The organism is Caballeronia sp. RCC_10 (assembly GCF_041360715.1).
In the GTDB taxonomy this organism is placed as follows: domain Bacteria; phylum Pseudomonadota; class Gammaproteobacteria; order Burkholderiales; family Burkholderiaceae; genus Caballeronia; species Caballeronia grimmiae.
In genome coordinates this window covers 1-22,711 of sequence record NZ_JBFUPT010000002.1, presented here as the reverse complement: position 1 = coordinate 22,711, position 22,711 = coordinate 1, and the positions used below count along the sequence as shown (strand labels likewise).

18 protein-coding genes and 2 pseudogenes are annotated in these 22,711 nt (G+C 60.5%); 9 read left to right on the top strand and 11 right to left on the bottom strand.

Features of this window, described 5'->3' with window-relative positions:
- Positions 1–39: 39 nt before the first annotated feature.
- The 3 genes from AB6804_RS04665 to AB6804_RS04655 all read left to right on the top strand — a co-directional run bounded on the left by AB6804_RS04665 (position 40) and on the right by AB6804_RS04655 (position 3,120).
- Positions 40–1,038, top strand: a complete 999-nt coding sequence (locus AB6804_RS04665; protein ID WP_370885441.1) for a 4-hydroxyproline epimerase — start codon at positions 40–42, stop codon at positions 1,036–1,038.
- Positions 1,039–1,082: 44 nt separating this feature from the next.
- Positions 1,083–2,318: an amidohydrolase family protein gene (locus AB6804_RS04660; protein ID WP_370885440.1), complete on the top strand. Its 1,236-nt coding sequence runs from the start codon at positions 1,083–1,085 to the stop codon at positions 2,316–2,318.
- A gap of 79 nt (positions 2,319–2,397) precedes the next feature.
- Entirely contained in the window at positions 2,398–3,120 is a 723-nt protein-coding gene (locus AB6804_RS04655; protein ID WP_370885439.1) for a GntR family transcriptional regulator, read from the top strand.
- A gap of 237 nt (positions 3,121–3,357) precedes the next feature.
- Here AB6804_RS04655 and dld read toward each other — a convergent pair whose 3' ends face one another.
- Positions 3,358–5,094 (bottom strand): D-lactate dehydrogenase, encoded by a 1,737-nt coding sequence (gene dld, locus AB6804_RS04650; RefSeq protein WP_370885438.1) that lies wholly within the window; start codon positions 5,092–5,094, stop codon positions 3,358–3,360.
- 48 nt (positions 5,095–5,142) lie between these two features.
- A complete protein-coding gene (locus tag AB6804_RS04645; protein WP_370885437.1) occupies positions 5,143–5,829 on the bottom strand; it encodes a GntR family transcriptional regulator in 687 nt (228 codons plus the stop codon).
- Between the two features lie 263 nt (positions 5,830–6,092).
- Here AB6804_RS04645 and AB6804_RS04640 point away from each other — a divergent pair.
- Positions 6,093–6,375, top strand: a pseudogene (locus AB6804_RS04640) (helix-turn-helix domain-containing protein); the annotation flags it as partial.
- Positions 6,376–6,471: 96 nt separating this feature from the next.
- Here the strand turns inward: AB6804_RS04640 and AB6804_RS04635 are convergent.
- Complete coding sequence (locus tag AB6804_RS04635; protein WP_370885436.1) at positions 6,472–7,521, bottom strand: SDR family oxidoreductase; 1,050 nt, start codon at positions 7,519–7,521, stop codon at positions 6,472–6,474.
- Between the two features lie 213 nt (positions 7,522–7,734).
- Between AB6804_RS04635 and AB6804_RS04630 the strand changes: the two genes are divergently transcribed.
- Positions 7,735–8,568 (top strand): class II glutamine amidotransferase, encoded by an 834-nt coding sequence (locus AB6804_RS04630; protein WP_370885435.1) that lies wholly within the window; start codon positions 7,735–7,737, stop codon positions 8,566–8,568.
- 1 nt (position 8,569) lies between these two features.
- On the opposite strand, the gene AB6804_RS04625 is transcribed toward AB6804_RS04630, so the two are convergent.
- Positions 8,570–8,788, bottom strand: a complete 219-nt coding sequence (locus AB6804_RS04625; protein WP_370885434.1) for a YncE family protein — start codon at positions 8,786–8,788, stop codon at positions 8,570–8,572.
- 353 nt (positions 8,789–9,141) lie between these two features.
- On the opposite strand from AB6804_RS04625, the gene AB6804_RS04620 reads away from it, so the two are divergent.
- Both AB6804_RS04620 and AB6804_RS04615 read left to right on the top strand, forming a co-directional pair.
- On the top strand, positions 9,142–10,308 hold the full coding sequence (locus AB6804_RS04620) for a TIGR03118 family protein (RefSeq protein ID WP_370885433.1): 1,167 nt from the start codon (positions 9,142–9,144) through the stop codon (positions 10,306–10,308).
- 114 nt (positions 10,309–10,422) lie between these two features.
- Positions 10,423–10,680, top strand: a pseudogene (locus AB6804_RS04615) (transposase); the annotation flags it as partial.
- Between the two features lie 465 nt (positions 10,681–11,145).
- Here the strand turns inward: AB6804_RS04615 and AB6804_RS04610 are convergent.
- The gene (locus tag AB6804_RS04610) at positions 11,146–11,898 is read right to left on the bottom strand and encodes a hypothetical protein (RefSeq protein ID WP_370885432.1); all 753 of its coding nucleotides are present in this window, start codon (positions 11,896–11,898) and stop codon (positions 11,146–11,148) included.
- A gap of 279 nt (positions 11,899–12,177) precedes the next feature.
- Between AB6804_RS04610 and AB6804_RS04605 the strand changes: the two genes are divergently transcribed.
- Positions 12,178–14,886: an ATP-dependent Clp protease ATP-binding subunit gene (locus AB6804_RS04605; RefSeq protein WP_370885431.1), complete on the top strand. Its 2,709-nt coding sequence runs from the start codon at positions 12,178–12,180 to the stop codon at positions 14,884–14,886.
- A 146-nt stretch (positions 14,887–15,032) separates the two neighbouring features.
- On the opposite strand, the gene AB6804_RS04600 is transcribed toward AB6804_RS04605, so the two are convergent.
- From AB6804_RS04600 to AB6804_RS04580, 5 genes are all read right to left on the bottom strand, one after another.
- Entirely contained in the window at positions 15,033–15,281 is a 249-nt protein-coding gene (locus tag AB6804_RS04600; protein WP_370885430.1) for a hypothetical protein, read from the bottom strand.
- 9 nt (positions 15,282–15,290) lie between these two features.
- A complete protein-coding gene (locus tag AB6804_RS04595; RefSeq protein WP_370885429.1) occupies positions 15,291–16,259 on the bottom strand; it encodes an LLM class oxidoreductase in 969 nt (322 codons plus the stop codon).
- Positions 16,260–17,089: 830 nt separating this feature from the next.
- The gene (locus AB6804_RS04590) at positions 17,090–17,290 is read right to left on the bottom strand and encodes a hypothetical protein (RefSeq protein WP_370885428.1); all 201 of its coding nucleotides are present in this window, start codon (positions 17,288–17,290) and stop codon (positions 17,090–17,092) included.
- Between the two features lie 40 nt (positions 17,291–17,330).
- A complete protein-coding gene (locus tag AB6804_RS04585) occupies positions 17,331–17,891 on the bottom strand; it encodes a cytochrome b (RefSeq protein ID WP_370885427.1) in 561 nt (186 codons plus the stop codon).
- Positions 17,888–18,946: a catalase family peroxidase gene (locus AB6804_RS04580; protein WP_370885426.1), complete on the bottom strand. Its 1,059-nt coding sequence runs from the start codon at positions 18,944–18,946 to the stop codon at positions 17,888–17,890. Before AB6804_RS04580 ends, AB6804_RS04585 begins: the two co-directional genes overlap by 4 nt.
- A gap of 1,101 nt (positions 18,947–20,047) precedes the next feature.
- Here AB6804_RS04580 and AB6804_RS04575 point away from each other — a divergent pair.
- A complete protein-coding gene (locus AB6804_RS04575) occupies positions 20,048–20,629 on the top strand; it encodes a hypothetical protein (protein WP_370885425.1) in 582 nt (193 codons plus the stop codon).
- Positions 20,630–20,844: 215 nt separating this feature from the next.
- On the opposite strand, the gene AB6804_RS04570 is transcribed toward AB6804_RS04575, so the two are convergent.
- On the bottom strand, positions 20,845–22,017 hold the full coding sequence (locus AB6804_RS04570; protein ID WP_370885424.1) for a porin: 1,173 nt from the start codon (positions 22,015–22,017) through the stop codon (positions 20,845–20,847).
- Positions 22,018–22,711: the final 694 nt, after the last annotated feature.

Genomic DNA, 22,711 nt, shown 5'->3' with positions numbered 1-22,711 from the left:
TCAGGCCACTATCCGACACTTCCACGACGGAACCGAGCGATGAAATCGACCTTCTTCTGCATCGACGGACATACATGCGGGAATCCTGTGCGCGTCGTCGCGGGAGGCGCGCCGCAACTCGAAGGCGCGAACATGATCGAACGGCGATCCCACTTCGAACGCGAGTTCGACTGGATTCGCACGTCCCTCATGTTCGAGCCTCGCGGTCACGATGTCATGTCGGGCAGCATTCTCTATCCGCCGACTCGCCCCGATTGCGACGTTGCGATTCTGTTCATCGAGGTGAGCGGGTGCTTGCCGATGTGCGGCCACGGCACGATCGGCACGGTGACATCGGCTATCGAGCATGGCCTCGTTCGCCCGAAACAAGCCGGAGTGCTGAAGCTCGATACGCCAGCGGGCGTTGTCGTCGCAAGATACAAGATGGACGGTGAGCACGTCGACTCCGTGCAACTCACTAACGTTCCGTCGTTCCTCCACTCAACGAATTTGTCCGTGGAGGTCGATGGGTTGGGAGAGGTCAGGTTCGATGTCGCTTACGGCGGAAACTTCTACGCCATCATCGAACCGCAACACAACTACGCTGGCCTTCATACGCTCAAACCGTCGGACATACAGCGGTTAAGCCCGATTCTTCGTCAGAAGGCCAACGAGAAGTACGAGTTCGTTCACCCGGAAACCCCTGCAATCCGTGGCTTGAGTCATGTCATGTGGACCGGCGAGCCTACAGTCGCGAGTGCACACGCACGCAATGCCGTGTTCTACGGTGACAAGGCAATCGACCGTTCGCCGTGTGGGACGGGCACATCGGCTCGCATGGCTCATCTCGTCGGAAAGGGGAGACTCGCTATCGGCGAGCGCTTCGTGCATGAGAGCATCATCGGCACGCTATTCACGGGCGTTCCCGAGTCGGCGACAAAGGTCGGTACGTTCGAAGCCATCGTCCCCAGTATCGAAGGCTGGGCGCGCGTAACGGGCCATAACACCATCTTCGTCGACGATCGCGACCCTTTGGCCAACGGCTTCCTGCTCAAGTAGCGAAACGACCCGGCTTTACCGCGCCTTCGCTTTGGGGATATCACATGCTGGTCCTGAAGAACGCACGCGTACTCGATGTCAATCACGAGAACGATTACGCGCATTATTCGATCGTCGTTGACGGAGAACTCATCAAGGAAGTCACGCGCGAGCCGGTATCCATCGAAGGTGCGCAGGTCATCGACTTAGGCGGCAAGACCGTGATGCCCGGCATGATCGATTGCCACGTACACGTCATTGCATCTGTCGCACACCTCGGCAACAACGGCCGTCTGCCCAATACGTTTGCCGTGCTTCGCGCGGTCCCCATTCTCAGCGGCATGCTCAATCGCGGCTTCACGACGGTTCGCGATGCCGGTGGCGCCGACTACGCGCTCTCGCGGGCGATCGAAGAGGGCGTCATCGCCGGACCACGGCTTTTCGTCGCAGGCAAGGCGCTATCGCAGACGGGCGGGCACGGAGATTTTCGGGAGCGCTTCGACAATTCCGATCCGGACCCCTGCGGATGCCATCGCAATCTCGGAGCGATTGGCCGCATCGTTGACGGCGTCGACGATGTTCGCAAGGCAGTGCGCGAAGATATGCGCGCGGGCGCGCATCACATCAAGATCATGGCGTCGGGCGGCGTCGCATCGCCGACAGACCCGATCGGCAACCTCCAGTTCTCGGTCGATGAGGTGAAAGCAATCGTGGAGGAAGCCGCGTCGCACCAAACGTACGTGATGGCGCACGCCTACACGGGCAAAGCCATTTCTCGCGTGGTCAAGCTGGGGGTTCGCACTATCGAGCACGGCAACCTGATCGACGATGAAGCCGCCGACGTCATGGCTGAGTACGGCGCATTCGCGGTCCCGACGCTCGTTACTTATGACGCAATGAGCAAAGTCGGCGCGAAAGCGGGCGTCGTCGAGAGCGCCTTGGTCAAGAACGAGAACGTCCGTGTTCAAGGCCTCAAGGCGCTGGAGTTATTGAAGCGGCACGGCGTCAGGATGGGACTCGGCACCGACCTGCTGGGCGACATGCATCAATATCAAAACGACGAACTCACCATTCGCGCGGAGATTCTCGGTGCGTTCGAGACGATTTGTCAGGCCACTGCCATCGGCGCTGAAATTGTCGGCCAGCCCGGCAAACTCGGCGTGGTGAGCGAAGGTGCTTACGCGGACTTGCTTGTAGTCGACGGTGATCCTTTGAAGGACATCAGCGTCCTGACCGGTCAAGGCGAACGGATGTCCGGCGTGATGAAAAATGGAGCGTGGGTTCGCCAAACACTGCTGTAGAAACGTAGCGCTGGATTTTGTATACCGCATGCGGCACCGTGGTACGATGTTTTCTGTATACAACATTAGAACCACCATCATGTCCCCGGTTGCCGCCAAACGTCGAAGCAAAGAAGCGCCCGTCGTGAGCGACGTTCTTTCAGATGCAAGCACGCGGAAGATCGTCAGACCCACGACAGTCGAACTGGTGACCACTGCAGTGCGGCAACGCATTCTGAGCGGCGAATACGCGCCCGGGGAAGTGCTGCGGCAAGAGGCGCTTGCCGACGAACTCGGAGTCAGCCGTGTGCCTATTCGCGAAGCGATTACGCGACTGACTGCGGAAGGGTTATTGACCAGCGTTCCGCATAAAGGCGCTTATGTAGCGGAACTGTCGGTCGACGAGGTGAAGGAGACCTTCGACATCCGGCTTCGACTCGAACCGTGGATCTTCGCTGAAGCGATACCGCGAATCACCGATGCCGAAATCGGCAAAGCAGAGCGTCTCGTCAAAGAGATGGATAAAGCGGACTCGGGCGTTTGGGGGCAGCTTAACTGGCGTCTCCACGAAACGCTGTACGTGCCCGCTCAGAAAGAAATTACACTTCAGATGCTTCGCGTGCTGCACGACCGTAGCGACCGCTATTTCCGGTTTCAAGCGGTTCAGGTGCCTGTTCGCGAACAGTCGCATGACGAGCACATGGCTTTGGTCAAGGCATGCAAAGCTCGCGATCCGAAGCTCGGTGCGAAGCTCCTGGAAGAGCACGTCAAGACCGCATCGAAGCAAATCATGGCTGTGGTCGAATCGGTGATGTCCCGGTGATGCCGCTGCGGTTGCGATAGCTGTACATGGCCCGCTCACTGGATAAAGTGAGCAGGCCATTATTGATGTGAAATTTTCTTCTCGTTCGCCGCCTTAAATATCGCTTCAGTAAGGCGCTTTTCGATGCGCGGCGGAATCACGACGACGCCTTCCGCGTCTGCGAAAATCAGCGGTTGCGGCCGTACCTTGAGCGACCTTTCCGATTGATCCACCCGCTGCGTAGGCAGCCGCGTGTCCTCATTCAGCCTGCTGCACAGGCGCGCGATCGGATTCGCAAGCACAGCGATAATTCGACTGCCCCCATTTGAACAATCGCGACGTCTTCCCGATGCCCGGGTTGAATGAGTTAGTCGGATCGAGCTCCTCGTAGAACTGCCTGAGCGACGCCTTCGCTTCGTACAAGTGCCCCACGTTGTGCTCGGCAGGATACTCCGCGCCGCGTGCAGCCAGCAGCGCGAGAATGTCGTCCTTGATCCGGTCGCAATCGACGCCTTTCTTCACCAGATATTCCTGATGCAGCACATGGCAGAAGAAATGGCCGCAGTACATCGAAAACTCGATGTCCTTCGAAATCTCCGGCGGTAGCCGTTCGAACCAGTCGGTCGCGTTGCGCGGCAGGGCGATATCGAGCGCGACGATATCCTCGACGGTCCGGGGATGGACCGCGCGATACCGCACCATCGCACCGCCGACGGTGAAGCGGTTGAGAAACGCCGCTTCGCCTTCCTTCGCCGTACATTCGAAATAGTCGCCCTGTTGCGTGGGAAACCGCGATTGCAAATAGCTTCGCGCTTCCTGCACGCCGTCGTTACCCATCTTGAGCAACAGATGATGCTCGAACCTGTCCCGGTACTCGATTAGTCGTCGCGGCAGATGTTCGGGCAAGAGCCGGCTTACTGCCTGTAACAGCCGATCGCTAATCGCGTTGCCGAGTCCCGCCTTCTCGGTAAAGCCATCGAAGCGGCTTTTGGCTGCGAACGCACGCGGCACCTTGTCGGTGCCGAAGGTGCGGATGTACACGTACATGTCCTTGCCGTAGCGGCGGCTGATATCGAACGCGCCGCGGTGCATGTACTCACCCGCGATAGGCAGGCTCCTGAAGCCGCCCAGAATGTCGCGGCGAATCGTTTCGAGCTCGGCTGGATCGTTGCTGCCGATGTAGAACACTTGCGTCTGTTCGTCGGCAGCGAAGGTATCGAGACGCAGCGCGAAGACCGCGAGGTGTCCGGCCGACCCCGATGCTTCGTAAAGACGGCGCGGGTCCGCATTGAACCGCGCGGGCGTGGATGCCGCGATGTCGCGCACATGCGTGCCGTACTCGTGATCGGACGCGAGCAGTCCGTTGGCTTCGGGGATGTTGTCCGGCAATTCGCCTGCATCGAGACGAGCGAGAATGGCTTCGGCGGAGCCGCCCAGATCGATTCCCAGATGGTTGACGAGCTTCAGTTCGCCGTCGGCGGTGATGCGCGCATGTATCGAAAGCTGAGTGAACGCGGGGCCGCGGCGAATCAGCGAGCCCCCCGAGTTGTTGCACACGCCGCCGGTCACCGATGCGCCGATGCAACTCGAACCGATCACCGAATGCGGCTCGCGTTTGAGCGGCTTGAGGCGCTTTTCCAACTGATCCAGCGTCACGCCCGGCTGACAGATCACCTGCTCGCCATTGCGAATGAGATCAAGCCGGCGCAAGCGCATGGTATTGATGACGACGACAGGGCGATCATAGCCCTCGGCGGCAGGCGTCGATCCACCGGTCAGTCCGGTATTCGCCGCCTGACAGATGACGATGACGTTCGCACGATGACACGCCTGCAATGCCCGCCACATTTCGACGAGCGTGCCAGGCTGAATGGCGGCGAGCACCGGTCCGCCGCCGTATCGATAGCCCTGGCGAAAGCGGCGCGTTTCAGTCGCGCCCGTGAAGACGTAGGCGCTGCCAACGATGTCGCCAAGCGACTGGATCAGTTCATTCATGGTTCGACGCTTCTTTCCTAGAGAATGCAGCCAGCGAAGCCTTTTACCTTAGCGCAATGAATCCGCACGCGCCTCGTCAGTCTGGCTCGCGCGGATATACGAGTCTTCGGTGCTTTGAATATGCGCGCGCAGTGCGGTGCAGGCCTTGCGCACGTTGCCGTCGCGAATCAGTTGCATGATTTCCGAATGCGTGTCGTGGCACGAGTCCACGCGTTTGTCGTCGACGGCAAGCCGGGCACGCAACGCCTGAATCTTGTCGGCGACGAGTTGATACGCGGACTGCAGATACGCGTTGCCCGAGCACGCGAGAATCGCCCCATGAAAATGCGCGTCCTGCTGACGACGGCGCGTGTCATCGTCCACGCCTTCTTCGCGGCGCATTCTTAGCGCCGCAGTGAGTTGCTTGGCGAGTTGCCTGGCATCGCGACGCATGGCCAGTTCGAGCGCCGATAATTCGATGATTTCGCGAAAGCGGCAGATTTCGCGCACCTGGTCAATGGTCGGCTTGAACACCAGCGTGCCGGACTGCGGCCACACTTCCACGAGTCCTTCGAGCTTGAGTTGCAGCAGCGCCTCGCGCACCGGCGTCTTGCTGAATCCGAATTCGAGCGCAAGCGCGCTTTCCGACAGTTGGCTGCCGAAGGCCAGCTCGCCGTCGACGATCGCATTGCGAATCATGTCCTTTGCGATCGCCGTCAGTGACTTCGGACGCTCTGCAAGTTTCTCGATCTTCATGTTTAAGGGGCTTCGACGATCGCTCGTATGACCACAAAGGACCGCTGCAGCGATGCGCCGATGGTTTGCGTGAAATATTAGCACGGGGCGGTCGTTGCCTCGAAGATTGATATCTAAGATATCAGTTGAATGAATAGGGTCCGTGCCGCAACCCATGACGCTCGGGCGCTTTTCGCCGTCCCTCGTTCCACACACGATAGCGGACTGCCTTACTGCAACGGAACCCAATCCCGCGCCAAAGTCTGTCGCATTCGAAACGCGCTCATTACGCGCGTGGCAACGTCAGCCGACCGCTCACTGTCGAAGGGCTCGCGAGTGCTGCACATTTGAGCCCGCGGCAGTTCGGTCGAGTGTTTGTGATGAAGACGGGAAATTCGTTGGAGAAGGCGATTAAAGGGCTGCGGCTCGAAGCGGCACGGTTAACGATCGAAAAGAGCCGGCATTCGCTTAAAGATAATTGCAAAAGATACGGGCTTTCGCGATTGTCGGCGTATGCGCGAAGCGTTCATGCGCGCGTTTGGCCTGCCACCGCAGAAGGTGGGGTGAGAAGCCCGCGCCGGCGATCGAAACGGTGGCTGGATGGTATTGCTTGCAGGCTCCCGTTAGCCGGCAACGGCTCGGACTCCGCGCCGCGCATGAAGCTCATGGAATCGCCTTTCGCTCGCGGAATTCGTCGAAGAGACGCAGGAACATGTCCGTGCTATCGACGACATCGTGAAACCCGGCCTGTCGGATCTTCGTCGTGCTGGACACCACATCCCAGTCGCAGCGAAAAATGAAGTCACCAAAGCCCCACGCCGCGACGTGCTCGTACGGAATATCGACAAGTCCGTGCTGCTTCACCATACGCTCCCACAGCGGTCCCTTGTCCGCCATGTACTCGCGCAGGTTGATGGTTTGTGGTTCGGCGAGCGGCATGTCGAAGTGATCGGCGATGGCGGGCCAGAGCTGGTCCCAACGGAACACGTCGCCGTTCGTGAGGTTGTAGCTCTCGCCGCCCGGCGCTTCGGTCGCGGCCCAGACGGAACCTCGCGCGAGCTGCGCCGCGTCGGTGACCTGCGCGAGCTTGCCATAGCAGGTCGCGGTTCCGGGAAAGCGCAGCGGCAGGCCGAGCTCCTTGCTAATCGCTGCATAGACGGCGATGACCATCGACAGGTTCATCGGATTGCCGAGCGCGAAGCCGCACACCACGTCCGGCCGAAGCACGACGGCATCCCAGTGTTTGCCCGCCGCTTCGTGCGCGAGCCAGTCTTCCATGTCGTAATAAAAGTTTGGCGGCATGTGACGGGCATCGCTTTCTCGCGCGGGCGTTTTGAAACGTCCGAGATGTGCGCCGTAGTACTTCGCGCCCTCATAAAGCACCACACGCCTGAGCGCTGGCGAATGCTCCGCCACCACGCTCACCAGGTTGCGCAGCATGCCGAGGTTTGCGTCGATGAGCGCTTGCGGCGTCGGCTTCTCCTGATATGCGGCGTGAAAGATGTGCGTTATGCCGTCCAGACCGGCGAGCTTCGCGCGCACGTCTTCGGGATCCAGCAGATCGACCGCGATGTGCTCGCCCGGCGTTGCATCGTCCGGTGTGCGTCGTGACAGGCCGATGACATCCCATTCCGGCTGCGACGCGAGATGATTCACGAGTTGACGCCCGATCACGCCGACGCCGCCCGCCACAAGAGCTTTGTACTGTTTCATGCATGTCCCCGGTGATGAAGTGGTTGCTATCCGGGGAGCAATCGGCGCACCATCTCCTGCGGCGCGCTTTATCGGTGTCCTGCACGGCGACTGCTTTCTCCGCGCATCATGCGAGACATCGTCATCATCTGCTAGGCGTTGCTTGTATGAAGTGCCGGTCTTTATCGTGGCGGCAACCCGCCGCAACGCAAGCCCCATTGACAGGAGACGATCATGTGCCGCTGGCTCGCTTATTCCGGCAAACCCCTTCAGCTCGAGACCGTGCTTTACAACGCAAAGCACTCGTTAATCGACCAGAGCCTGCATTCGAGGCTCGGCCAGACGACCACCAACGGTGATGGCTTCGGGATTGGGTGGTACGGACAACCTACCGACATTCCCTTTCGCTATCGTTGCATTCAACCGGCGTGGAGCGACCGGAACTTGCGCGAAGCCGCGCGCGCTATCCACGCGCCGCTGTTCGTCGCGCACGTGCGCTCGGCGACCGGCACGCCGTCGCAGGAAACCAACTGTCATCCATTTCGCTACGGCCGGTGGCTGTTCGTACACAACGGCCTGGTGCGCAACTATCCGGTGATGCGTCGCGATCTGATGGTCGCGATCGCTCCCGAACTGTTCCCGTCTATCGAGGGATCGACCGATTCAGAAGTACTGTTTCTGCTCGCGCTCACGTTCGGTCTTGCGTTGGCGCCTGTTAGTGCGCTCAAACGAATGGTGGCATTCGTCGAGGAAACCGGCCGCCATCATGGCGTCGCTGAACCGCTCAACATGACGGTTTGCGCGACTGACGGCGAGCAAATCGTCGCGGTACGATATTCGAGCGAAAGGCGGTCACGCTCGCTGTTTCACAACACGTCGTTCCGTCATTTGCATGAGTTGTATCCCGACGATCCTCGCATCGCGATGGCCGGAGAGGACGCCTTTCTGGTCGTGTCCGAGCCCCTCGCCGATTTGCCCGGTTGGTGGCAAGAGATTCCGGAGAGCACAGTGGTGGTCGCGCAAGGCGGCGATGTCGAGCAGTTTCCGTTCGAGCCTCAAGCGGCGTGAGTCACTTGATTCGTATTTTTCGCGGCGTGATCGTTCCGGTACCGCGCGCCTCGTTCGACGCGTAGAGCGTTCCGGCATCCGGCGCATAGGGCATATCACCCGGAGAGAAGCCACCCGGTGTACGCGCGGTAAGTATCAAGGTGGCCTCGCTGATTGCCACGACTTCATTTGCGCCTGTCGCGGAAGCATAAACACGCGACAGTTGGGGAACGACGAGCATCCCATGCACTGCAGCGATGTTACCAATGCGTGCCAGGACCCAGAAGTTTGTGTCTCGAAGACAATGACTTCGCCGTTTACAGATGCGCGTTAAACAGTCGATGACGCCTGATACGACTGTTCACGGCAGGCCTCCTTTGCATCCCCGGCGTGCTCGCCGACATTGTGAACGACCGAGCGAGAGGCATCCATCTCTGGTAGGGCGCGCATCGCAGCGCCCCTTGAACACGTGCTCTTTTCGCTAGTCAGTTCATTCAGTGATGAAAGCGAGAATGCGTTTACCGCATTGGAATAATGCCGCTCGCTCGCCCGTTCATAACGGTGTGTCCCAAGGACGGAACAAGGAGCGCGCTCATGAAAATCGCAACGTTCACAGTCTTGGCCTGCAGCGCCGCTTTAGCGACACTCATGTCATGCGGCGGCGGTTCCAGCTCCAACAGCTCTGGTTCGCCTGTGCAGTCTTCGTTCGCCGCGACAGCGCTCGTTTCGAATGGTCCAGTGCCAGCGACTCACACGGACCTCAACCTGAAGAACGCTTGGGGCGTCGCGTTCAATCCAAAAGGATTCGTCTGGGTCGCGGATAACGGCACAAATCTCGCGACACTCTATGACGGCAACGGCGTGCCTCAATCGCTGGTCGTGACAATACCCGACGGCAGAAACGGATCAGCGGCGCCAACGGGCATCGTCTTCAATGGCACGCAAAGCTTCAAGGTGACGGAAAAAGGCCAAACCGGCGTCGCGGCGTTTATCTTCGCGGGCGAAGGGGGCACAATTACTGCATGGGCGCCTGCCGTTGGGCCGACCAATGCGTTCGTCATGTATGACGACGGTGCGGGCGGCGCCGTCTATAAAGGGCTCGCACTCGCTGCAAACAATGGCAACAATTTTCTCTACGCCACTGATTTCCATAACAGCAAAATCGATGTCTTCGACGCCAACTTCGCTAAGGTGGCAATGCCCGGCGGATTCACGGACCCCGCGATTCCTGCAGGGTTTGCACCGTTTGGCATCCAGTTGGTTGGATCGAGCTTGTTCGTGACCTATGCGAAGCAGGACTCCGCAAGGCATGACAATGTTGCCGGCGCAGGACTTGGCATGGTCGACATATTCGATACGTCGGGCAATCTGAAGCGTCGCTTTGCGACGGCCGGCGCGCTGAACGCGCCATGGGGCGTTGTTCAAGGGCCGAGCAACTTTGGCTCCCTGAGCGGCGCGATCCTTATCGGCAACTTTGGCGATGGCAGGATCAACGCGTTCAACGCATCAAGCGGTCAGTTTGTCGGTCCGATCAATGACTCACACGGGAATGCCATCGTGGAGCAGGGCCTTTGGGGTATCGCGTTCGGCAACGATCTCAACAACCAGCCGTCCAGTACCCTTTTCTTCGCTGCGGGGCCCAATGATGAAGCGGATGGCGTTTATGGGAGGATCGATGTTGTGCCGCCGTCTGCGTCGAGTTCGACGACAGGTGGGAGCAGCGGAACCAGTTCAAGCGCAGGCGGGAGCATTGGCATGTAGGTTCGGGAACAACGCGGCCGCCCGAGACAGCAAGCGGCCGCATTGTTGATTGCAGGTGTTCATAGGCGAGCTCTCTCGACGCGATCGTGCGGTCGAAAAGCGTAACCAATGGGCTCCGCTCGATCGCACGTCGCGATGCGGCCCGGCAAGAGAAGAAACTTGAAGGATCTTCTCAATGAGATATACGACAAGATCGAACGACTGAAAGTCGGCATTCGTGCAAAGGTCGAACACCCGTTCCGAATTCTCAAGCAACAGTTGGGTTACTTGAAGGCGCGATACCGGGGGCTGGCGAATAACACCCCTCAGATCACCACATTATCTGCGTTGAAAAGTTCATGGATGGTGCGCAAGGCGCTGCGCAAAGCGTAGAACATGAGCAAGAAAGAATCTGCTCAATGCCTACATGGTGCGCAGATTTTTTAAACCGCGTTCTGCAGAGCTTCCCTTGTACGAAACACGTGTTGCACTTCAGATGTGACGCCGTTCGATGTCCGGCAGGATCTTCTTCTTGAGCAGCGCAAGGCGAACTCGGGAACAACACGTGATCATCGGAGGGAAGTGCGCGCATTGCATCTGCTCCAGCAACGCTTACATGATGGTTCAGCCAACATGCGGGGATCCAGAACGGCAATTGGCCAGCAAAGTCGATCTTCAATGGATGTTAGACGCCGTTTGTCGTCGACGCTCGTCAGGTCAGGCGCCTTTTGCTGCCAATTTGCAGGCCGCGGAAGATGGCCACGACGGCAGGGAAGGGCCGTTGAACGCCAGGAAGGTGCCGAAACGCTATGGGTGGTTGAACGGCGCTTTGGGTCTAGCGGCGGTTCGTCCGCAACTTCAGGCGGAAGGCGCGGATAGCGACGTGAGCCAGCGACCTGATTCCGGGCACACGATGCCCGGGGCGCCGTTGAACCAGACTTGCTCATCTTCCAATTGCAGCGACGCCGAGCCGGCAATATCGAATACCACTTTCAGTGCGTCAGCGACATCGGCGTTTTCGATCGGCAGCTCCCAGGTCAGGAATACCTGAGTGAAACTCTCGTCCGGCGTGACAGCCTCTGCGATGAAACTGTCGCTGCTGCGCTGAATAACGCCATGCGGCTGACAGGTATCGAAGATCACGGCTGTTCCGTGCTCAAGGGGAATGCGTTGACCCGTATTGGGGAAATGCAAGTCCATGCCCTTGTCTTCGCTAAGAAAGAGATTGCAGAAGGCCGCAGCGCCATATTGCTCGGCATCGTGGTGATATCTCGCGCCGCGACAGGCCATGAGCGCCATGTCGCTATCGGCGAGGACGTCAGGCAGTCCAAGGGCGCAGAGCCAGTCGGACATGGCCTGCACGCAGCGCTTGTACTCAGGCCAGCGCACTTGCGTTCGCGCCAATGGCATGACCTCGACATCCCCGGGTTCGAGGGCGAGCCGCGTCGATGTTTCCCTTTGCCAGTCTGCGATGACGGGCGCGCCCGGCACAGGCACATCGAGCGTGGCGGTTAGGACAACGTCGCTGACGCTCCGACTGCGCATGACGTCGCCGCTCCGGAAGAAGGATGTCAAGCTCCTCGCATTTGATGCTGCCGAAGTCGAGTTCATTGAGCCATTGTACCGATTGCCGCAGTGCTGCCGCTTTCCGCGACGGCGCGCTCGAGCATAGCGTTCGTAACGAATCTGTAGCACGCGCGCCGGCGTTTTCATCCTTGCAACGATTAGGCGCCATGCATCGGCCATTCAGAAGCGCGGAACATGCATTGCTTGAATCCGGTACGTCGTCGCGTGACGCTGTACGCCCATATCCTCATGCGCCTCGTGCCCGTGCTCTGCCCGGGCAGGGCAGTTGCACCCTCTTTCAATTCCACGAAACAGGACCCGACAATGCCCCACATGTGCGATGTATGCGGCGCGCGTCCGGCGACCGTGCGGCTTGCGGTGCTGCGCGATGGCCGCCGGCACGTCCTCGATGTATGCGACTTCCACTACGCGCAACTGACGCGACACCAGCGTGCGCTCTCGCCGTTCGAGGCGCTGTTCATGGGCGGCATGCCGGAACAACCGGTCGCGACCGTGCCGGATGCGCCGGCAGAACGCGCGACCGGCGCGGAAGGCGTCGGCCTGGAACGCTATCTGAGCGACGGCGCGAAGGAGATGTTGATGCGCGCGGCCGAGCGAGCCGCGCAATTCGGCCGCCCGGAAGTGGACACGGAGCATCTGCTTTACGAACTGGCCGACAACGCCGTCATCGAAACCATGCTCAAGGGCATGGGCATCGATCCGGCCGAGTTGCGCCGGGTAATCGATACAACCGCGCAGCGCCGCGAGGGCGCAACGCCGCCCCCCAATGGCACGATCCGCGTGTCGCCGCGTCTGAAAAGCGCGCTCGATCGCGCGTTTATCGCGTCGCGGCAGCTGCGGCATAGCTATGTCGCGCCCGAGCATTTGCTGATCGGTCTCGCCGAAGTGCCCGACAGCTTCGCGGGGCTGCTGCTGCGCAAGATGAGCGTCGATGTGGAGGCGCTGCGCCGCGAGACCGCGCAGACTGTCGGCGCGGGCGGGCCGCCGCCCGGCGATGGACCGCCTTCTCGCACGCCGCATCTCGACAAGTTCGCCCGCGATCTGACCGCGCTCGCGCGTGAAGGCAATCTCGATCCGGTGATCGGCCGCGCGACCGAAATTGAAACGATGGTCGAAGTGCTCGCACGCCGGCGCAAGAACAACCCGGTCCTGATCGGCGAGCCCGGCGTGGGCAAGACGGCGGTGGTCGAAGGACTCGCGCAGCGCATGATCGGCGGCGACGTGCCCGAATCGCTGCGCGACAAGCGCCTCATCGAACTGAACGTGAATTCGCTCGTCGCGGGCGCGAAGTATCGCGGTGAATTCGAAGAGCGCGTGAAGCAGATCGTCGATGAAATCACCGCGAACCGCGAGACGCTGCTGCTCTTCGTCGATGAAGTGCACACGATCGTCGGCGCCGGCCAGGGTGGCGGCGAAGGCGGCCTCGATATCGCGAACGTCTTCAAGCCGGCGATGGCGCGCGGCGAACTCAACCTGATCGGTGCGACGACACTCGCTGAGTACCAGAAGCACATCGAGAAAGACGCTGCGCTCGAGCGGCGCTTTCAGCCCGTGCTCGTTTCGGAGCCGAGCGTCGCACAGACGATCAACATTCTGCGCGGCCTGCGCGACAGGCTCGAAGCGCATCACAAGGTGACGATTCAGGACGATGCGATCGTCGGCGCGGCGGAGTTGTCGGACCGCTATATCACCGGGCGCTTTCTGCCTGACAAGGCGATCGATCTCGTCGATCAGGCAGCGGCTCGCGTCAATCTTTCGGCGACATCGCGGCCCGCCGCGATTCTCGAACTCGAATCGGAACTCGCGCAATTGCGACGCGAGCAGGACTATGCCGCATCGCGCAAGCAGTTCGATCGCGCGCACGCGCTCGATGCGGAAATCGCGGACAAGGAAAAGCAGCTCGCCGAAGGCACTGACGACTGGAAAAAGCGCATCGGCACGAATACGTCGAACGTGACGGTGGCGCACATTGCCGAGATCGTCGCGACATTGACGGGCATTCCCGTCACGCAACTGACCGAACAGGAGCGCGAGCGTCTGCTCAACATGGAAGCGCGTTTGCATGAGCGTGTGATCGGCCAGGAAGAGGCAGTGAGCGCGGTCAGCGATGCCGTGCGTCGGGCGCGCACTGGGCTGCAAGGGCGGAATCGGCCGATTGCCGTGTTCCTGTTTCTCGGGCCGACAGGCGTTGGCAAGACCGAGCTTGCGAAGGCGCTCGCGGGCGTCGTGTTCGGCGATGAAGACGCGATGCTGCGCGTCGATATGAGCGAATACATGGAGCGTCATGCGGTCGCGCGCCTGATCGGTTCGCCGCCGGGTTACGTCGGCTACGAGGAAGGCGGACAGTTGACCGAGCGCGTACGCCGTCGCCCCTATAGCGTGATTCTGCTCGACGAGATCGAGAAGGCGCACCCCGATGTCTATAACGTGCTGTTGCAAGTGTTCGACGATGGCCGCCTCACCGATGGCAAGGGCCGTGTCGTCGATTTCAGCAATACGCTGATCATCGCGACGAGCAATCTCGGGTCGGATCTGATCGCCGGACAACGGCGCGCAACGCTCGGCTTTACGAGCACGGATGCCGACGCCGACGCATCGGTGCAAAGCGGCGTAATGAGCGTGCTGCGCCAGCATTTCAGGCCGGAGTTTCTCAACCGCATCGACGACATCATCCTGTTCAAAGCTCTTGGGCGCGACGAGATCGGGCAAATCGTGCGACTGCAGCTCGAACAGGTAAAGCGCATGGCGCACAGTCAGGACATTGCGCTCGAATTCGATGAATCCGTGATCAGCCATCTGGCCGAGGTGGGGTATCGGCCGGAATTCGGCGCGCGCGAGCTGCGGCGGCAGATTCGTCAGTTGATCGAGAACGAGTTGGCGAAGGAGCTGCTCAAGGGCGATATCGCGGAGGGCGCGCGCGTGCTTTGCCGGTACGACCCGGATACCCGGCGCATCGTGTTCGATGCGGAGCGATCGGATGCGGGTGACCTGGGAACGCCGCCGACGCCTTGATGCGTTGACGCCTGAGCGGTGTGCGGACGCGGTGTCGTTCGCCGGTTGGCGCCCCATATGCGCCGACGGTCACGGCGAGCGGCGGAGAGTAAGGTGAAAGTCGTTGCGGTGCGCATCGACCCCGTCATCGGACAGCGATTGCGGGTTCAGGGGGAAGCTGCGGGGCGAAGCCGTCTTTCTTCCCGCAGCAGATGATTAGGGACGGCATCGAAGCGGATGAAGCAAATCTGACTGTTGCGACCGCTGACCCGGATTCGCAATGGCGGCTTGTCCTCGTCGGTGCCGACGATGGCTGTCGACGGTGCAGATGCGCCGGGCGTGGCGGCGGCCAGGGTGCCGATCTCGCGCACGGCGCGGCGACCCGATAGCAAGCTCCGGTCGTCGCTTTTCAGCACCGTGCCGGCTCATGCTGGCACGACGAAGTCAGGGAGAACGAACTCACCAAGCTCCTCGATCACCTCACCTGCGGGGCGTTGGCCGTATTTCAGATTGATGATCACATGGTTCACGCCGACGTCCTGCAAAGTGTGCAGCAGCGCGATCAAGGCAGATCGCCCCAGTTGGAAGCCCAGGTGGATCGGCCGTGGCGGTGTCTGCGGGTTGCCTGTCAGGTCGATGTATAGCGACTGGGTGAAGGGTTTGAACAGTTCACCGCATTCGGCACGGACCGCCGCGCGCCAGCCCTCGACAATCATTTGCTGAACCCTCGGTGCACGCGGATAGCTGATCCAGCCATGACTGCAGCGGGCGATCCACTCCAGCGTCTGGCGGCTATGGCCGGTGACGAAGAAAGGAATCTCCGCCGTGGTCGGCTTCGGGATCAGATCTGCTCCCTCGAGTCTGCCGCCGGGCCAGGTCAAAGGCACGAAACTGCTGCGCTGAACCTCGCGAAATACCCTAAGGTATTCGCGGAACAGGTTGCCACGTTGCTCCGGGTCAACACCGAATGCTGGGAACTCTACTGGACGGTCACCGGAAGCCACGCCGAGTAACAGGCGGCCGCCACTGAGCTGATCGACACTGGTTGCGGCCTTGGCGGTGTGTAGCGGATTGCGGATTGGCAGGATGACCGACGCGGTACCCAGCGCAATCGAGCGAGTGTGTGCCGCCATAAAACCCAGGTAGACCCAGGAATCGAAGACCTGGCCCGAATCACCGAAGCTGGGGTCACGTAACGGCACGTCGCGAAACCAGAGGGTAGAGAAGCCCAGTTCTTCGGCGCGCTGGGCGAGGCTCACCTGGTTGCGCATGCTCGGCGTATCGCCGGTAAAGGCTTCGAGGGGGAAGAAAAGACCCAGGCTCAGGCGGCCTTCGCGGTACGTGCGCTGGAAGCCAGGTTGTTGCTGATAGGGAATGGAATTCGGAGTAAACATGCTCTCTCCCACGGACGGCGAAAAGTCCGTCCGGACTCTTCAGCTTGCTCGTCGCGGGCTTCCACACCGGTCAGGCCGACACTCTGATCGATTCGTCGATCGCTATTTTTGACCACAACCTTTCGAGCGACCGGAGCAAGTCTATGGGCAGGGGGCCGGCGTTTCTTTCTGGTTTCCGTCGGAACGTGTCGGAATCCTGCATCATCGCGACCTTTTTGATTTACGGGCTCGGTAGAAGGGATGGTCTTTGGGGAACATTGCACGATGTTGTTCACGACGCTGTCCTGCCGACGCCTCGCGTACGGTCGCAAGCACATTGAATGGCTTGCGATCGAGAACGAGCGGGGGACAGTGGCACGACTGTCCGCTCCTGGGCGGGCAAAAGGTTTTACGTTCGGTGGACGACTTCCCGTCAGTAAGTGCGGCGAGCTCTCGAACTGGTCCGTGTGGGCGGCGACACAAAAAGCGCAAGGACGCGACACCGCATCGAACGCCGCATGGACGCTGCAGTCTATCGACGCCGCCCAAGCCGACGACGAGCAACCCATCAGTAATTTGCGAAACCGTCGGCCAGCAACGTCACGAGATCGTCGCGCGCTCGCAGGGCAAGGCGTAGGCCCAGGGTATGGATGAACGAGGGTGCTGCACGTAGTCCGCTTACGAACCAAGTCGCTTGCCATCGGGCGACGCCACGCGCGATTTCAACGCGAAGTACTGACGCGCGTGTCCGAGCATGGCGTACCGACGAGTTTTTGCACGCGTGTGCGCGCAGTTTGCGGGAGAACCGCGAGCGCCATCATTCGATCACGGAGAACCGGTCATGCACAGCATCAAACGCGCGGGACGTGGCGCTCGTTGCCGGATGTGCGGCGCTTGCCGGGAATACGCCGCATGCCGCGCCCGAAGCCATCGTCGGGGAAAGCGGCTTCGCCATGAGCGCCCGGCGGATATTCCACGCTGAACATCAGCCTTTCTGGCTGAACAGAACCACTAGATTTCGTGCCGCGATGCCAACGGACCTTGCGTTCCATTCCGACGATTCGCTCGGCCTCTGAAGCGATGGATCACCGCTTACTTACGCCACGAAGCCATCGCCTGAAACACGCCATCGCGGCGGATCAGCGCGTGAAACAGCGCCGCCGCTAAATGAACGACGATCAGCGCAAAAAAGCATAGCGCGAGAAACCGATGCGCGTTCCACAGCAGCGAATGCAGGCTGTTACTGTGCGGCAGCAACGACGGCAGACGCACGCCGAACACGACCACTGGAAAATCCGCCGCGGACAACATGCCGTACCCGATGAGCGGCAACGCGATCATCAACGCATAGAACGCATAGTGAGACAGATGCGCGGCGAGCTTCATTGGCTCGGGCATGTCGGCGGGCAGGGGCGGCGCGCCACGCACGATCCGCACGGCGAGACGAATCAGGCCGAGTATCAGGATGACGATGCCCAGCGGCTTATGGATTGAAACGAGCGTCAGGTAGTCTGGCCTCACAGTCGACACCATGCCCACCCCGATGAACAGCATCGCCAGGATGCAGACGGCCATGATCCAGTGCAGCGCGCGTTGCAGCGGGGAAAAGCGCGCGTGAATCGGACGCGCGGCGGTTCGGATCGTCGTACTCATTGCTGCGCTCCTTCGCCGGTGTGCGGATAGTCCTTGTCCTCGGCCGTCCTGCGATTGAACGACACCGAATACGCCGCCGAGCGCGCCGCCGGAAATGGATCGTCGGAGACGTGCATGCCTGCGGGCAGCACGGTCGGATCGAAGTTGAGGTCGCGACACGGACCGTCCGGTTCGGCTTCGATCTGTTTCACCACCAGCGTGCCCGCGTTGACGGTGCGGCGGTCTTCGGGCCACGCCTTGCTCGGGTCCGCAGTCGGGTCGCCCGGATTCGCCACGGTGACCAACATCGTCCAGCGTTGCGGAGCGGTTTGTACTCTCTTCGCGATGTCCGCTGCGAGGAAGTTGTCGCCGCGCGCCTTCAACTGATCGCCGGTCAGGTTCTCGGGCTGCGCGAGCGGGACGAAGGACCATCGCACGACCCGATCATTGCCCGACGCATTCGTGAAGACGAAACTGTTCAGTCCGTTGTAACGGTCTTCCGCATACGATGCCGTGAACGGCGCGCTGCTCGCCCACTTGCCGAACGCGCCGATTTCCGGGTGCGCGGCCGCGAATCTCTTCATCGCGTCAGGATCGCGCTTGTTGGCGAGCGCGCGCTGCAGATCGTAGAAGGCTTGAGGCGTCGAGACAGGAAAGAAGGGCGCGTCGATCATAGCGGCACGCCATTCGCTGCCGTCGGGCGTTTGCACGCGCAGGCTGAGGCCGCGGACACGTGACATGGCGTCGCTCGCTTTCGGATCGGGCGTGCCGAGATTGAAGCGTCCCGTGACCGGATAAGAACCCGCCGCAAACAGTTGCGCTCTGGAGAGGTCCGCAGCGGCGCCAGTGGAATCGAAACTGCCGGTAAAGCAGATACCCTTTGCATGATTGCGTCGAAAGCCCGGAGCGGGGCCGCTCGCCGGCGCAAGCGCGTTCACCATCTTCGCGGGTGTGAGTCGTCCAGGCGACAGCCAACCGGCGGTGTACGCAAAAGCGCCAACCAGCACGACCAGCACTGCAGCAATCGTCGCCAGCGACGCAAGATGGGATGCAGGTTTGCTCGACTTGTCGACCATCGGACTCTCTCTCGATAGGCGTTGGACCGACAGGTAATCTAGCAGCACGCAAAAAAACGTGCAGAAATAGCGGCCTCGTTGTCGAAAAGCATGTCTCCTTTCGCCGCTTAGCGCGCCTACACCGCCCCAACGCCGTCTCGCATTTGCCCGGGCTCGCGGGCGGGCGGCGCGCTGGAATTACCGGGCTCTTTGCGCTCGCGTCGTATTACATTCGACTTGCGCCGAGCTTCGATGTTGCTATGGCGCGTCGAACGCTGGACGCATGGGTTTGCTCAAACGGTGCAATACGGCGTGGCATACATTGGGCCTGCTTGGCTCCGCCATCCACACGTCCAATCAAAGTCTTTAACAGAGGCAGTATTCAGAACTGCTCTGAGCCGTCCGGGGAATACGATGCAAATGTCATTCGGGAAGAAATGCGAGTCTTCCCCCGCGAATTTCAAACTCCGCGTCAGCTTTGGTGGCAGAGTAAGGCGTCCAAAATCGCTGTTTCGCGCATGCCGGACGGTTCGCGTCGTTCAAAGTCGGCTGTGTCCGGCCGCGTCGGACGGGACCGAGGGCGACTGGCAGTGCACTTGGTTAAGAACGCCCAGGGTACCGAGAGTCGAACGGCGAGTTGGGTGGCGAATGCAACCGGTCGATGCAACACACTACACGCTGCGTAAGCAGTGGAGGTGTTGCAAGTGAAACAGCGGCGCAGGATGTACTACACCGAGACGCAAAAGGCACTGATATGGGAGCGGTGGCGCAAAGGTGACACGCTCCATCGGATCGCCCAACTGTTCGATGGCCACGATTCCCGCTCCTGATCCTGCCCTTCTTGCGATACGGTGCTCGCACTCTGGCAAGCTCGCCATGACGGTCGGACGCTGTGTCATACGAAGAACATCAAGCTGCAGATGATGAGGTCGGCACTATTGCTGACCAAAACGGCGTGTACGTTCTCTGGTGTTCGCGATTTGCCGCTTCTGGTGGCAACCTCTCTCGCCATGCTCGTGCAGCTCCGCTGGGCTTCGACCTAGGGACGGTTTTGAACGGACGAACGCATAGCAGTCTGAGTGATGCGGGTCTTGGGCCTGCTTGCTATCGCCCAAGGCGCCCATGGACGAAGCCGGGACTGACAATCGCCGACAGCACCAAGCCAGACTCTCACAGTTAATCCGCGATGAGGTTGACGCCATTGTCGACGAGTTCGCGGAGTTCGCGCGTCGTCATCTGGGGAGCGCGTCGCGACTGTCTGAGCATGATTTGCGAGACACCGCAGCTGAGCTGCTGAACCACATCGCAGAAGACATGGACGCGCGGCAGAGCGAACTGGAATGGTCCAACAAGAGCCAGGGTGACTCGCCGCTGAACGCGCCATCACTTGTCGGCGACGCACAGAGTCACGCACAAGGTCGTCTCGCTGAGAGCTTCTCGCTCAACGAAATGGTGTCGAAATGCCGCGATCTGCGTGCGAGTGTTATGCGGCGATGGCGGGAGGCAGGCGTCGCTGATCCCGTTACGGCTTTAGAGGAGGCGGTTCGCTTCAATGAGGCCATCGATCAGGCGCTCACGGAGTCAATCGCGTGGTTCACGGCAGAAAGAGACCGCTCGCGGGAGCTGCTCTCGGGAGTCATCACTCATGATCTGCGCACTCCCCTTGGGGGCAATCGCAATGTCCGCGCAGTTTCTTGTGCGTAGTGAGGCGCTGCGCGACGCCGAGACTAGAGCGGCCGGGCGAATCGTGAGCAGCGCCGGCATCATGGCAAAGATGGTCAGTGACCTGCTCGACTTCGCACAGGTGCGAATGGGCGGGCATCTTTCAATCTCGCCAGCAAGGATGTCTTTGAGCGAACGCGCGCGCCGCCAGGCCCCACCGGCCGCTCGATGGGGCATGAACGAATTGGCAGTACGTCTTAGAACCGGGTCAGCATGCCGACCGCACCCATCACCTGGTTGCTCGTCGCCGAAGTGCCGCCCGCGTTGTACATCACTGCGCGGTTATTGCCGCCGATTGCATGCTGATACATTGCTTCAGCGTACAGTTCCGTGCGCTTCGACAGCGAGTAGCGCGTAATCGCATTCACTTGATTCCACTTCGGATCGGCACCGACCTTCGCCACACCGTTCAGGTGAGCGTCCGTGTACGTATCCATCAGGCCGACCGAGAGCGCCGGCGTCAGTGCGTACTTGACGTTCAGTTCGTAGTTGTCGAAGTGAGCCGAACCGCTCGACATGCCGAACGCGTTCGTATTCTGGAACTGGCTGTGCGTGTAGACGAAGTTGACCGCTGCCGGGCCGAACGTATAGCCGACGCCTGCGCCGACCGTGCGCTGCACATCCGCCGTCAGGTTGCCGCCACCCGCTGTCGACCTGAACTCGCTCGGATCAGCCGCAACGTTCTGATTTGCTGCTCCTGCAGGGGTACTCGCCGCCGCCGAGCCGTTGATCTGAAGGTAGGCCGCTGCCAGTCGCAGCGGCCCGTTGTTGTAGCTCGCGCCGGCGCTGTACGCACGATCGACGGTGAAACTGGTACTGTTGCTGAATGCGTACATGCCGCCGATCTTGAAGCCGGCGTAGTCGACGCTCGCGAATTTCACCGAGTTGCTGAAGCGGACGCTGTGTTGCAGGTTGTCGTTGTCGTACACGTGCGCGAAGCCCGAGTCGCCGAACGTGCCCGCCGTGCCGGACAGCGGCGCGACGAAGTCGACCATCGAGTCATACTGGCGGCCCATCGTCACGGTGCCGTAGTTGTTGGCGCTCAGGCCAACGAACGCTTGACGGCCAAACATGCGGCCACCCTGACCGAGCGTGCCGTTGTTGACGTTGAAGCCGTTTTCGAGCACGAAGATAGCCTTCAGCCCACCACCGAGATCCTCCGCACCGCGCAGGCCGAACCGGCTACCGCTGATGTTGCCGCTCGCCAGTGCCACGCGTGAGCTCCCATGGCTGGGGGCACCGTTCTGAACATTGTTCGTATATGCGATGCCGGCATCGACCAGGCCGTACAGCGTAACCGAGCTCTGTGCGTTGGCAGCGGACGCCGCAAGAGCTGCATAGCCGGCGACAGCAAGGGAAATTCTTTTCATTGAATCACTCCAGTTCTTCAAGACGACGGAAAACGCCGTGAGTATAAGAAGCCAGGTCGGCCAGACAAGGGCATCACCTTGCAATGATCCCTTGCTACAGACGCAAGAACGATTCACAAATCCGCAACAATTGAAGCGCGGTGCGAAGTTGCGGCGTGCCGTGCGCCAGGTCCCTTGCTCTGATTCCAATTAGCGTTGCGCCGCAGCAACGGCCATCTGTCGCCGACTTAATGCACTCCACCGGGTTTGGCTTGCGGTTGTTCACATTGAATCGCGTTGTTCATTCCTACGTGACCTCGACTGAATTGCATGTGCGCGAACGGAGCGCTGTCGGGCAGCAAACCCTAGCCGAAGACATCGGACGTACCAGAGCAAACGGCCATCTCCTCGGCGTTCACGGCGAGGCACTTCCAAGGGGCAACACAAGGCTCACGAGCGCCCCCGCTACATAGCCGTTGTCCGGTCAAGTCGAAGCGTGCGTCCGGTATGAAAAGCGCCTGACTTTAGAACGTATCGTTGCACGTGGTCCCAGCATTTCATTTTCGAATCGAGAGCTCGAACGTCGACAAGCCAAAACCCGGAGCTTAGTGTTGCGGCACAGCCAGACGACTAAATCTGGCTCTTTTGAAAACGGAGTGGGTAACGGCCTTCAGCGGGCATGCGAGTTGAAGGCGGAGAAGTCCAGTTTGCCTGC